This window comes from Bacillus sp. FSL K6-4563, assembly GCF_038630405.1.
Classification (GTDB): domain Bacteria; phylum Bacillota; class Bacilli; order Bacillales; family Bacillaceae; genus Bacillus; species Bacillus pumilus.
In genome coordinates this window covers 1178729-1192005 of the sequence record NZ_CP152030.1, presented here as the reverse complement: position 1 = coordinate 1192005, position 13277 = coordinate 1178729, and the positions used below count along the sequence as shown (strand labels likewise).

Here is a 13277-nt window from a genome sequence, read left to right as displayed (position 1 = left end):
AAAGAAAGCCATTCGTTATATGTTCTAAAATTCAAACTTCTTTAACCCCGATGAATGGATGAGAAAAATCAGGAGGAAATCTTATGAAATTTGATATCATTGGTGATATCCACGGCTGCTACGAAGAGCTGCTTGCCCTCATACACAAACTAGGATACGAATTCAAACATGGATTACCCGTCCATCCTGATAAGAGAACGCTAGCACTTGTCGGTGATTTAACAGATCGAGGACCTCAGTCAGTAGATGTCATGCGATTTGTCATTCATGCCTACGCACACGGCGCGATCCGCTACGTACCTGGCAACCATTGCTTTAAGCTTTATCGCTATTTAAAAGGAAATCCGGTGAAATTACTTCATGGCATTGAAACCACAGTGAACGAAATAAAAAAGCTGCCCCTACATGAACAAACCAAATTGTCACATGAATTTAAGCAGCTATTTGAGAAGGCTCCGCTTTACGATGTACTTATTCCTGATGAACTGATGATTGCTCACGCAGCGATGAAGGAAAAGGACATTGGAAGAAAGCCGAACAAACAGATGCGATCCTATCTATTATTTGGCGCAGTCACAGGAGAAACGTGGCCGGATGGGCGACCTGTGCGGAAGGATTGGGCAAAGGAATATCGCGGAAAACCATGGATTGTCTACGGACATACACCAGTGAAAGAACCGCGATTCGTTGGCAGAACTGTCAACATTGATACAGGCTGTGTATTTGGCCACCGGCTGTCTGCCCTTAAATATCCTGAGCTTGAAACGGTTTCTGTTCCTTCCTCTATGCCTTATGACGATTCAAGGTTTCAGCATTTCACATCATAAAAAAACCCGGTCCTGCGCTTGCAGGTAGCCGGGTTTCTCTATTTAAAGCAGCAATGATTTCATGTCTTCAGGAAGCGGAGCCGAGAATGTCATTTCCTCCCCGGTCATCGGATGAGGAAAGACAAGAGTCTCACTATGCAGTGCCTGCCGGTTCATCTGCTCACTCGTCCCGCCATATAACGTATCTCCGATGAGCGGATGACCAAGATACTGCATATGAACACGAATTTGATGGGTTCTCCCCGTTTCAAGTGCCAGCGTCACATCTGACATGTTCAACTCAGCATCCACCGCTCGCACTGTAAAATGCGTCACAGCTTCCTGCCCAGTATCATCGACCATTCGCTCGATGATACTATCTCCTTTTCGGGCAATTTTTGCACGAATGGTTCCATGCTTTTCTCTGATCATGCCATGTGTAAACGCCCTGTATGTTCGTTTGACCGCTCCACTTTTCTGCGCTTTTGATAAAAGACTGTGGGCAAAGCGATGCTTGGCGACAAGCATGACGCCTGATGTATCACGATCAAGGCGGTTCACTAAATGAACCGTCAGCCGAACAGACTGCTCTGCATAATGATGCAGCAATCCATTCGCAATACTGTGCTCTGGGTGCTCCCGAGAAGGAATGGACGGGATATATGGCTTTTTATTCAGCACAAGGACGTGATCATCCTCAAATAAAATATCAAGCGGAATCGGAGCAGGCTTTAGCCCTTCACTCACTTTTTCCTCTGGGAATAAAATGGTGAGCCTGTCTCCGTTATGCAGCTTGTATCTCACAGTCACATGCTCTCCATTAATGAGGAGATCACCGCCATCAAATTTAATATCCGTCAGCATTCTTTTCGAAATGCCAATATCTATTAAATAATCCTTTAAAAGCAGCCCTTCTTCTTTGGCTGTCATGGTTTTGTTTAGTGTAAAGTATTCCAGCGAGAACGACCTCTTTCTTATTCACCTTTTCCGATAAAGGAATCTTGCACCCTTTTCCAAAACGGAAATGGTCTAAATCGGGCAAAGCGGACATTCTCGTCTGCTACCCGGCATTGAATGGATTTGACGTCCTTATGAAGCAGCGTCAAATGATCAATGGTTACCTGAAAATCGACATCATTCCTCGGTTTAATGACACAAGTATGGTGGTCTGGTAAAATAAGCGGCGAACCGACCGTTCGAAACACTCTGTTGTTGATTGAAGCCATTTCTGCCAGCTGAATGGCTCTAATGGAAGGATGAATAATGGCGCCCCCAAGTGCTTTATTATAGGCTGTACTGCCAGACGGCGTAGACAGACAAAGACCGTCACCTCTGAATGTTTCAAACAGCTGACCCCTAATTTCAACATCTGCCACAAGTGTCCCTTCCATACTTTTAATCGTACATTCATTCATGGCTAAATATTTCTCTTCTCTGCCGCCATCGTTGTATCTGACAATGACTTCTAAGATCGGATATTCCACAATGTGATAAGGGGTTTTCGCAATAGCTAAAACGAGTTTTTCAATTTCACTTGGCACCCAGTCAGCATAAAAACCAAGATGACCTGTATGAACACCGACAAAAGCTGTTTCATTCAGACGGTCGCTATAACGGTGAAACGCATAAAGAAGGGTGCCGTCTCCACCAACCGTAATGACAAGATCGGGTTCCTCTTCATTGAGTTCCATCCCGAAATCCAATAAGTAGGTCTGAATTTTACTTTTGAGTGTGTCAGATACAGAATTCCCTTTCGAAGAAACTGCAAATTTCATGAATTCTTCTCCTTTTCCACCTTGCTGCTATGAGAGGGCAGCATCATATTTGATCAAGCACAGGCTCAGCTATCGTTTTTCTTTTTCCGGGAAAATGCCACTTGTGCTTCTTGAATTTCCCCTCTAATTTCAGACATCTCATCATCAAGAAGAGATGCTGCCTCGGAAGCTCTTTGAAGGCGCAGCTTGACTTTCTCCGGGATATTCCCGCTATATTTATAATTCAGAGAATGCTCAATGGTCGCCCAAAAATTCATCGCAAGTGTACGAATTTGGATTTCGACGAGGAGCTGCTTCTCTCCATTAATCGTTTGCAGCGGATATAACACAACAAGGTGGTACGAACGGTATCCGCTTTCTTTATGCTCTGCAATATAGTCGCGTTTATCAACAACCACGAAGTCTTTTCGTGACTGGAGCATTTTTTTCACGACTTGTATGTCTTCTACAAACTGGCACATAATGCGAAGCCCAGCAATATCCTGCATCGTTTCGATTTCATGCATTGGGATGTTTTTACGCTTTGCCTTTTCTAATATGCTGGCAACAGGTTTCACTCGGCCTGTAACAAATTCTACTGGTGAATGGTCATCCTCGAATTCATACAGCTTTCGAATGCCTTTTAGTTTCACTTTTAATTCTTCGACTGCTTGTTTATACGGTGCGAGGAATTGATCCCATTGTTTTTTGTCCATGAAACTTCCCCCAATTCCATATACCTAATTATTTCAGAGGAATGTGCTCTTCACTTTCTCTTCCATATCTCCGTAATTGGCATTGTCTTTAATATTGTCGATTAAATAATGTAATTCTTGATGAAGCTGAATGAGTTCTAACGAATGTCCTCCCGCTGTCAAATAGACAGGGATGTCAAGATTCATTGCTTCTTTTAATGGAGTCCATGTATGTTTCCCTAAGATAAGATATGAAAAGGACTCCTCGTTTTCAAGTATGTAAACGAACGCAAAGTGATCAGAATCAACAAGCATTTGTCCTGATGCTTTTGCTTTTTGGATTTGCTCTTCTGACTTGGTCGTCAAAATCAGCCTGTCTTCTTTTAAAGTTGCTTCTGCGATTTCAATTCGGTTTTGCATCATGATCTCCTTTACAACAAAGTACAGCTTTATTTTATCATATCAAGTTCAATATTGATAAACCGAACTTATTGAGAAAAACCTATTTTCTTCTTATAAATGATCCTTTCACGTAATTATTCATTGATTTTGGCACATGCGGAAAGAGAAATAATAGATAAAAACAGTCTTTTACATGATGAACATACTTCATGTACAATAATCATATTTCCTCTAAATGAAAGGTTGATGTCAAAATGGCACAGGAAATTGAAATAGAACTAAAGCAATTGTTAATGAAAGAAGAATTTGAACAGTTGAAACAACATTTTCAATTGAAGGATTCGGATTTTCACACGCAAACCAACCATTACTTTGATACACCTCAATTTGATATAAAATCTCAATTCGCTGCATTAAGAATGAGAGAAAGAAACGGTCAGTGGGTTCTCACGTTAAAGGAACCACACGAAATAGGCTTGCTCGAAACCCACCAAACGATCGCTCCTCCTTCAAGCCTTGACGATTTTCAGCTGCCAAAAGGTGAAGTGGCTGACAGGCTAGATCATTTGAACATTCAAAAGGATCAAATTGTGTATTTTGGTTCACTTGAAACGTCAAGAGCTGAAAAAATGATCAAAGAAGGCTTAATTGTTTTGGATCACAGCCGATATTTAACAGTAGAGGACTATGAACTTGAATTTGAAGTGAGCGACCTGGAAATCGGACAAGCCGCATTCTCCGCATTGCTCCAACAATTCCAAATCCCTGTACGAAACACGAAAAACAAAGTCGTACGTTTTTATGAAGAGAAAATGAAAACACAGAATAGATGAATTCCTTGAAGGAGGAATATGATGAACGTCAATCAACTTCAATCCTTTATGCAGCTCCAAGCGCTTAAAACGTTACAATCAGACCCTGGACAAACGCAAATGCCGGGCGGCCAAGAATCGAATGCTCAAGCTTCATTTCAGTCGCTGCTGCAAGATTTTTTAGGCGGATCAGAATTATCACGTCTGCCGCTTTCAATTTCTGCATTTATGGGAACGGACCCATCAACGGCTCCGAACACGCAATACGCGCGTACAAACCCATACTTATCTGCTATCGCTGGCGGTGAGCAGCTTCAAGCTCAACCTTCATATGCGAATGACGCTCAATTGAATACAGCAAATGGTATTGGAAATGTCTTAAACAACAGCTACACGCCGCCGCTTCAAAAGGCTGTTTCAAGCGGCTCATCATCAAAGGAAATTAATCAAATTGTGTCACAAATGGCTCAAAAACATGGTGTTCCAGAAAAGCTAATTCATGCGGTCATCAAGCAAGAATCTGGCTATCGTACGAATGCGGTCAGCCATGCAGGCGCGCTTGGCCTTATGCAGCTTATGCCATCTACAGCTAAGTCACTTGGCGTGAATAATGCCTTTGATGCGGCCCAGAACATCGAAGGCGGCACGAAGTATATCAAACAAATGCTTCAGAAATATAATGGAAATGTCTCACTCGCCTTAGCTGCTTATAATGCAGGCTCAGGAAATGTTGATAAATACGGCGGCATTCCACCATTTAAAGAAACACAAAATTATGTAAAGAAAATTACAGCACAATATTTCGCTTAAACCGAAGAGAATAACCTCTTCGGTTTTTTGTATGTCGCTTTTCACCCTTTTTTGACTGAATGTGTTATGATATGGTCAATTGATCACGGAACCCACCTCTCCCCTTATTTCCAATAGACCAAAGCGGTTTGTTTGTGGAATTGAGATGAGGTTGTTAAAATAAGTACAAGAATAGAAACATTAAAATAGAACAAACTGAATATCACTTTTGAAATAAATGAATTCACAATAGGGCGCTTCATCCTATTAACTACGAGTAAAAGGAGTAGTCAACATGGTACAATCGTTTAACGCACCTTACGAAGCGGTTGGAGAGGAACTTCTATCGCAACTTGTTGATACTTTTTATGAAAATGTAAAGTGTCATCCTTTGCTTCATCCTATTTTCCCGGATGACTTAAAAGAAACAGCAAGAAAACAAAAACAGTTTTTAACCCAATATTTAGGCGGACCCCCGCTTTATACAGAGGAGCATGGCCACCCTATGCTAAGGGCGAGACATCTCCCTTTTCCAATTACTGAGGAGCGGGCTGACGCATGGCTTGAATGCATGGAGGATGCGATGGATCAAGTAGGATTAACCGGCGATATTCGTGACTTTTTATTTGAGCGACTTTCTTTAACGGCTCGTCATATGGTCAATCAAACACCTGAAAAGGATGGACGATCTTGAGCTGCAATACGCACGATCAATATTTCTCACACTGTCACGGACATCCTCAAAAGCCGATTGAAATCTATGTATTCATTGACCCTCTAAGTCCAGACTGCTGGTTATTAGAACCATCCATTAAAAAATTAAAAATGAAGTACGGCCGTTTTTTCACTTTACGAACGGTGACAAGTTCTAGTATTAATGCATTGAATCGAAAACGAAAAAAGCATTTACTGACCGAAGCATGGGGGAAATTTGCGACCAAAACTCAGACCAAAAAAGAACAAATGCTGTCTGAACAAATTGTGACTTCACCGTATCTCGCCTCGCTTGCATTAAAAGCGGCTGAACTTCAAGGCAGAAAATGCGGAATGAAATTTCTGCGTCTCATTCAAGAATCACTTTTTTGCCATCAGCAAGATGTCACAAGTGAACATGTACTGCTAGAAAATGCAAAAAGCGCTGGACTAGACATCGAGGAATTCCAGCGCGATATTCATTCTCAAAGTGCTGTCAAAGCACTAAAATGTGATATGAAAATTGCCGCTGAAATGGACGTGTCTGAGCTTCCGACCTTTGCCTTTTTTAATACAGTAAACGGAGATGAAGGATTAAAAATTTCAGGTGCGTACTCTTATGATGTATACGAGGAAATCCTTTTTGAAATGATTGGTGAAAAACCAACCCCTTCAGAACGGCCTCCAATTGAATGGTTTATTGCTTACTTTCAATTTGCATCTGCCAAAGAGATTGCGGTCGTTTATGACCTGACACTTGATGAAGTTGAACGAGAAATGAAAAAGCTGGCTTTCGCTAAAAAAGTCGAACGTGTACAAGTGCATCAAGAAATGTTTTGGCGCTATAAAGAAGATGATCATCATTCAGATATTGATGTCTATCGCTGTGAGAATGAACATGGGTGCTGACCCATGTTTTTTCTTTACCTCAAAAGGAACGTTTGTTCTTTTTTAAACCACGAAGAAACCGCGCCGGGATAAGCGCGGTTTCACTATGTCTTAACGACAACAAAGGGGATGGGAGAAATTTTTCACGGTCAAACAAAGGGGTAATGTTTGTATGTGATTAATTTCACATCTTTAGTATATCAAATTTTGTCGACTTATGACAACAGATATACTATATGTTCATATTTTTGTCACAAAACATAAGAGGGTTGTCACTTTCATATAGTGAAAGTAACGAAAAAATGGAGGGATCTGCATGCGCAGCACAACCATTGGACTTGTTTCCATTGGCTTATGTTTCTTTTTAAACATATTAGGCTTAATGAAAATGCTTCCTCTTTATCTCACATCGCCACTCTTATTTGCTACAATACTTTTTACACTTTATCGAATGAACCACCGGAAGACCTTTAAAGGATTTAAAGGTTGATGATAATGAACGGCCTCTACATGTGAAGAGGTCTTTTTTGTGAAAAAAACTCCTGTCAAAAGATGAGTTTTCACTCACACGCCTGACAGAAGTCTTTTCATTACTCACCCGTTTTAGAGATGAGCTCTTCCATTTCTTTCAATTTTTCTTCGAACAATTGACATGCTGCTTCGATTGGTTCTTTGGAAGCCATATCAACACCCGCTTTTTTCAGCACATTGATTGGATAATCAGAGCTTCCTGCTTTAAGGAAGTCTGTGTAGCGCTCCACCGCAGGTTTTCCTTCTTCTAAGATTTGCTTGCTTAATGCCTGTGCAGCACTATAGCCTGTAGCATATTGATAGACATAATAGTTGTAATAGAAGTGAGGGATTCTCGTCCATTCTAATCCAATTTCTTTATCCACAACCATGCCGTCTCCAAAATACTTCTTATTCAGGTCGTAATAAAGGTTCGTCATGAATTCTGGCGTTAAAGCCTCTCCTTCTTGTGCTTTCACATGAATCAAATGCTCAAACTCAGCAAACATCGTCTGTCTGAATACCGTTCCTCTAAATCCTTCTAGCAAGTGATTTAACACATACAAACGCTGCTTTTTATCATCTAGATGATTCAGCAGGTATTCGCCAAGTAACGCTTCATTTGTCGTAGAAGCTACTTCAGCTACAAAGATGCTGTAGTTTCCATACGGATATGGCTGGTGCTTTCTTGTATAGTAGCTGTGGACGGAGTGCCCAAATTCATGAGCCAGTGTAAATAAATTATCAATATTATTTTGCCAGTTCATGAGGATATATGGATTTGTGCCATAGCTTCCAGATGAATACGCACCGCTACGTTTCCCTTTATTCTCATAAACGTCTACCCAGCGATTATTGAGTCCCTCTTTTAACACGGACACATATTCTTCTCCTAATGGCGCTAACCCTTTTAGCATATAATCCTTTGCTTCATCGTAGGTTAGCTTCATGCCAGCATCTTTTACAAGTGGCGTATACAAGTCATAATTGTGCACTTCATCAAGCTTTAACACCTTTTTACGCAATTCAATATAACGGTGTAATAACGGTAAATATTGATGAACTGTATCAATTAGATTGTCATATACTTCTTCTGGGATACTGTTTCGAGATAGTGCTGATTCTCTTGCCGATTTATAATTTCGTACTTTTGCATAAAAATTATCCTTTTTAATCGAACCACTCAGTGTCGAAGCAAGCGTGTTTTTATACTGATCATACGTTTTATACACAGCTTTAAAGGCATTCTTTCTCACTTCACGGTCATCACTGTTTAAAAATGTGATAAAGTTGCCGTGGGTAATTTTCTTTTCTTCCCCATTTTCATCCTTTACAGAAGGGAACGAAATATCAGCATTGTTAAACATACTAAAAGTAGTAGATGAAGTTGAGAGAGGTTCAGATGCCTCAGCTAATAAGGCCTCTTGCTCCTCACTTAAAATATGTGGACGTTCTTTATTAATTTCTTCAAGAGCATGAGAATACAGTTTTAATTCTTCTTTTTCCAGAATAAACTGCTGCAATTTATCTTCTTGAATCGATAAAATCTCTGGAACAATATAAGCAGAAGTACTAGAGAGTTGTGTAAATAAATTCGATGCTTTATCATTCAGCGCTTGAAATGATGAGTTAGTTGTATCCTCATCGTATTTCATGTGCGCATATGTATAAAGCTTACCAAGCTTTTCAGAAAGCTGATCCTGAAAGGTTAGGGCTTCATACAGTACATCAGCAGAATGGGCGAGCTTGCCTTTAAATTGGGCGAGCTTAGGAATTTCTTTTTTGACCGCTTCGAATTCCTTATTCCATGCATCGACGCTTTCAAAAATATCTTCAAGTCGCCATTTGTTTTCTTCTTTTACTTCGCTTCTGTCTGGTAAATGGTTGTTTTTGCTTTGTGAAGTCATATGAATCCCCCTTGCATAAGTTGTGTTGAACCAACCTTTCGGAAAGTGAAAGAAATTGGTGTTGTATTTATCTTCTTTGTTTTGAACTATATTTGTCAAATCATATGCAGAAATAAATACCAAACAGACTAAAAAAATGAGAAAAAAGCGTTTCTTTCTATTCAATCGCAGCACCACCTTTTTCTTATCATGATCAAAGTGGGCATGAAACATGCTAATGAAATAAGAAAGCATCTCGTTTGAACGCTTCATCTACTGTTTGTATCGGCATTTGATTTGACGCTACTTCATAATTACCCTCTTTCGTCATGTGTAAAAACCCTTGTCTGACAAGCGCATGAACATATGATGTGATAACCTCTTTTAATTCTTCTATTGAAACATCCCCATATCGAAGCTTTACTTCTTTCATCTGGATACACCGCTTGATTTCTTTCATCAGCAGTTGAATCGTCACTGGACTGCTTCCTTTTTTCCTTATTATCCAATCATATAGACACCCTTGCCAGACATAAACGGGACTTGTAAAGATGTACGCTTCTGGCAGCGGGATAAATAATTCAGCCGGTAGAAAAGGGAAAGCTGTTTGATGATACTCATAAAAAACGTCTCTCAACCGTTTGCTTTCATTTGATAAAATGCGAGGAGGCCGCTGCCTAAATTGCTGTATGCATCTTAGCCATTGCTTAGAAACTTGACGCTTGCTTGAGGGCGGCGATAGGATATCCGAAAGTTTGCGGTATGCTGTTGGCGGTCTGACAGTCATGGCAGCACATATTTTCGTTGGTTGAAATACAAGGAGTTGAGCAAGATGGATGAATCGATTCTGGAGCGGACAATAAAAAATCAGACTTCCTTTCTGTGATTCCCTTAGCATTCCCCAATGAATGGAGGAGAAGGAAAAGAGCTGGGCAGATTTTCGCTTTAAACGATTTGCTCCTAGGACCCATATAGGGAAGAGCCCTGCTTCGCGGAGTCCTGCTGTTCTTTTACGGAGCTCTTGCCGTGAAATATTTGAGCATTGATATTCGATTGCATAGCTTGTTCCTCCAATAGAGACTGTCACGTCAGGACGCTGATGAACCTTTGACACATACTTTTCAAGCACCGGTTTATGTCCCAGCTGCTGAAGCCAATTCATCATGGCTTCTTTCCCCGCCTGATGATAAGCCGTTTCGCCTGAGGCTAGTGGACATGCTGTCAGCTGTTTATGTGCAAAATGATAAACACGTTGTTCACCAAGCTTTAATTGCACCTCTTCCCTGCATTCAGGGCAGTAAAATTTGCACGTCGTCCTGACATGGTCCAACCTGTTTTTAGATAAGTGATGTGTAATTCGAATAAGCTTTCCATTATCCATGATCGCTGTATTCATTCAGCTCGCCCCTTAGTCTTTGATGACCGTATTATAGCTTGTTCGTCTATAAGAGAGCGAATAGGCAAAATGAGCTTTTATTGTGTGAAAATATGATTTTACTGAAGTTTTCTTGAGGAAAATGAAAAAACCCCCTGATAAAAAGGGGGAAAATACAATCTTTATAGTAATGGCGATAATAATCTTGCTGTTGATTCAAAGAGTCTTACCCTTAACGGTCTCTTTGCAAATTCTTCTGGGACAATCTCGTGCGACTGCTCTAAATCACCTAAAAAGTCGTTCACGAGCTTCTCAGTGCTTTTCGTTTTATAGAGGAAGGCATTCACTTCAAAATTCAAATGAAAGCTTCTCATATCCATGTTGGCCGTTCCTATCGAAGCCAGCTCGCTATCTACAATGATAAATTTACTATGCATAAAGCCTTGATCATATTCATACACCTTTGCCCCTGCTTCTAAAAGCTCCGGGAAGTATGAACGGGACGCATGGAAGACGATCCGTTTATCTGGATTCTTCGGTGCAATAATCCGTACGTCTACTCCGCTTAATGCAGCAATTTTCAATGCAGACAAAATATCATCATCCGGCACAAAATATGGTGAAGCAATCCAAATAGACTTTTTGGCAGAGATAATCATGGAGAAAAAGAGATTTTTAATGACCTCCCACTGTTTATCAGGACCACCAGCAATCATTTGTACGCCTTCTGTTGTAATCTCAATGTGGGTGAAATCTTTGAAGTATTCCACACCTGCACATCTCTCATTCGTCATATAGTACCAATCCTGCATGAAAATCTGCTGCAGATCACGAACAGCTTCACCCTTAATCATCAAATGGGTGTCACGCCAAAATCCATATTGTCTGCTTCTGCCCATATATTCGTCTCCAATGTTTAGCCCGCCAACAAATCCAACTTCTCCATCAATCACGACAATTTTTCGGTGATTTCGGAAATTGATTTTATTATTTAACAGAGGCAGCCTCACGGGTAAAAATGGAACGATCTGAACGCCAGCCTTTTCGAGGTCAGCAATATATTGACGAGAGAGCTTTAAACTCCCTACATCGTCATATAAAAAGCGGACAATCACGCCATTTTTCGCTTTATCAATGAGAATATTCTTTAATTCTTGTCCAAGGTCATCGTGGCGGAGAATATAATATTCTAAATGAATGTGATGCGTTGCCTTTTTGATTTCTTCAAAAATATGAGAGAATGTTTCTTCTCCATTCGTCAGGACTTTAGAGGACGTGCGATACGTAATAGGGGTATGTCCAAGTCTGTGGGCCAGCTTAAATAAGAGCTGCTGATGATCACCCATATGCGTCATTTTCTCAATCGCTTCTCTATGAATATGTTCATCTTCCTGGATTAACTGTTCGTCCAGGATGGCTTTCTTTTCAAACAACCGGCGCTTTTTGATATTGCGTCCAAAGAAAATATAGAACAAAAAGCCGAATAACGGAAAGCTGCCAAGCAGGACAAGCCACGTTATCGTTTGAGATGGATTCCGGTTCTCCAAGAATATGACAAACCCGATGAAGATAATCGATAAAGTGAACAGAACGCTGACTGAACTTAATACACTTACCGCTAAATCACCGGCAATTAATTGAATGACTAAATAAGCACCTATCGTAATGATAAGAAAAAATAGAACTTTGACTAAATTTCTCATTTCATTTTCTCCTTGCCGATCTCTTTATTTACCTATTCATTCCGATAAAAAAGCCGATTCCTCTATAGAAATCGACTTTTGTTGGTTACGAGAAGTGCTGTTGAATCGTTTCAAGGGCATTTCCTTCGATAATCAGCTGACCATATTCTTTCAGTCTGTAAATGCTGACCACTGATTCATGAGCATATTCAAGCAAAATGCTGAGCTTATTCTCCACTTGCTCATCTGACAAATCCTCGTGGAAGTCAACATATAGATAATAACGGTTTTCAAACGAATATAAACTTGAGGTAAAATCCTGCATATTTAATTGAGAAAGTGCAATCAAATCTTCAAAGTCATCCATTTTCAACACAAATTGAAGTTGAAGTTTTTTGTCCTTCTCATTATGGTCTTCTTGATCCTGCTCTTCTTTTTGAAAATCATCAAGCAGTGCGTCTAGACTTTCTTCATCTGTTTGATCTTTTTTATCTTCTGGAATCGGCAATTCGAGCTTTTGTCCATCTTTAGAAAGTTGGGCTTTCGTCACGACAATTTCAAGACCTTTGTCAAGTGCCTGCACTTGAATCCAAAGCGGTCCCTCAACTGCAAATTCTTCTTCTTCGTGCACTTCGTCCATTACTTCCCAAAACAGCTCTTCACTGCGTTCACGATTATACCAAATCTCTTCACGGTCAAATCCGCGGTCTTCAATATCACCGTAGGAAATATAAAATTTCACTGTATGTTCATTAATTCTTTCGATTTCCATTTTGCCAACCTTCCCTTCTATATAAGATGTTGAAGGGACATACAAGCTCCCAATTAATAGTACTTTACTACACTTTACCCGTTCCGTCTACATGTTAACCTTTTAAAGAATTGAGGTATTGCTTCGTACTGTCTATTTTATGATAAAACATGAATAAAAGAAATAAAAACGCATTTTTTGCAGAGAAAACTTACAGAAACATATATTTGAATT

14 protein-coding genes are annotated in these 13277 nt (G+C 40.2%); 6 read left to right on the top strand and 8 right to left on the bottom strand.

The genetic code is table 11. The features are described from left to right. The first annotated feature begins 83 nt into the window (after nt 1-83). Nucleotides 84-827 carry a bis(5'-nucleosyl)-tetraphosphatase PrpE gene (prpE, locus tag MHH54_RS05785; protein WP_003211819.1) on the top strand — a complete coding sequence of 248 codons (744 nt, stop codon included), beginning with the start codon at nt 84-86 and terminating at the stop codon, nt 825-827. A 42-nt stretch (nt 828-869) separates the two neighbouring features. On the opposite strand, the gene MHH54_RS05780 is transcribed toward prpE, so the two are convergent. The 4 genes from MHH54_RS05780 to MHH54_RS05765 all read right to left on the bottom strand — a co-directional run bounded on the left by MHH54_RS05780 (nt 870) and on the right by MHH54_RS05765 (nt 3675). Continuing rightward, entirely contained in the window at nt 870-1736 is an 867-nt protein-coding gene (locus MHH54_RS05780; protein ID WP_342500780.1) for an RluA family pseudouridine synthase, read from the bottom strand. Nucleotides 1737-1780: 44 nt separating this feature from the next. Continuing rightward, complete coding sequence (locus tag MHH54_RS05775; protein WP_003211364.1) at nt 1781-2581, bottom strand: NAD kinase; 801 nt, start codon at nt 2579-2581, stop codon at nt 1781-1783. Nucleotides 2582-2646: 65 nt separating this feature from the next. Beyond that, entirely contained in the window at nt 2647-3276 is a 630-nt protein-coding gene (locus MHH54_RS05770) for a GTP pyrophosphokinase family protein (protein WP_003211990.1), read from the bottom strand. Between the two features lie 33 nt (nt 3277-3309). Next, complete coding sequence (locus tag MHH54_RS05765; RefSeq protein ID WP_003210805.1) at nt 3310-3675, bottom strand: hypothetical protein; 366 nt, start codon at nt 3673-3675, stop codon at nt 3310-3312. A gap of 236 nt (nt 3676-3911) precedes the next feature. Here MHH54_RS05765 and MHH54_RS05760 point away from each other — a divergent pair, with 236 nt between their 5' ends. The 5 genes from MHH54_RS05760 to MHH54_RS05740 all read left to right on the top strand — a co-directional run bounded on the left by MHH54_RS05760 (nt 3912) and on the right by MHH54_RS05740 (nt 7329). Continuing rightward, the gene (locus tag MHH54_RS05760) at nt 3912-4490 is read left to right on the top strand and encodes a CYTH domain-containing protein (RefSeq protein WP_003212158.1); all 579 of its coding nucleotides are present in this window, start codon (nt 3912-3914) and stop codon (nt 4488-4490) included. Between the two features lie 21 nt (nt 4491-4511). Continuing rightward, nucleotides 4512-5279, top strand: coding sequence for a lytic transglycosylase domain-containing protein (locus MHH54_RS05755; RefSeq protein ID WP_003212377.1), 768 nt, complete (start codon nt 4512-4514; stop codon nt 5277-5279). 274 nt (nt 5280-5553) lie between these two features. Continuing rightward, a complete protein-coding gene (locus MHH54_RS05750; RefSeq protein WP_008355333.1) occupies nt 5554-5952 on the top strand; it encodes a thiol management oxidoreductase in 399 nt (132 codons plus the stop codon). Continuing rightward, on the top strand, nt 5949-6860 hold the full coding sequence (locus MHH54_RS05745; RefSeq protein WP_268493137.1) for a ClpXP adapter SpxH family protein: 912 nt from the start codon (nt 5949-5951) through the stop codon (nt 6858-6860). The genes MHH54_RS05750 and MHH54_RS05745 overlap by 4 nt, the downstream gene beginning before the upstream one ends. Nucleotides 6861-7155: 295 nt before the next feature. Further along, a complete protein-coding gene (locus MHH54_RS05740) occupies nt 7156-7329 on the top strand; it encodes a hypothetical protein (protein ID WP_003211988.1) in 174 nt (57 codons plus the stop codon). A gap of 100 nt (nt 7330-7429) precedes the next feature. On the opposite strand, the gene pepF is transcribed toward MHH54_RS05740, so the two are convergent. The 4 genes from pepF to mecA form a co-directional block, all read right to left on the bottom strand. Beyond that, on the bottom strand, nt 7430-9256 hold the full coding sequence (gene pepF / locus MHH54_RS05735) for an oligoendopeptidase F (protein ID WP_284906233.1): 1827 nt from the start codon (nt 9254-9256) through the stop codon (nt 7430-7432). A gap of 214 nt (nt 9257-9470) precedes the next feature. Next, on the bottom strand, nt 9471-10631 hold the full coding sequence (locus MHH54_RS05730; protein WP_106032346.1) for a competence protein CoiA family protein: 1161 nt from the start codon (nt 10629-10631) through the stop codon (nt 9471-9473). A 161-nt stretch (nt 10632-10792) separates the two neighbouring features. Then, complete coding sequence (gene cls, locus MHH54_RS05725) at nt 10793-12313, bottom strand: cardiolipin synthase (protein WP_106032345.1); 1521 nt, start codon at nt 12311-12313, stop codon at nt 10793-10795. Between the two features lie 85 nt (nt 12314-12398). Next, a complete protein-coding gene (gene mecA / locus MHH54_RS05720) occupies nt 12399-13064 on the bottom strand; it encodes an adaptor protein MecA (protein ID WP_050945278.1) in 666 nt (221 codons plus the stop codon). Between the last annotated feature and the right edge of the window lie 213 nt (nt 13065-13277).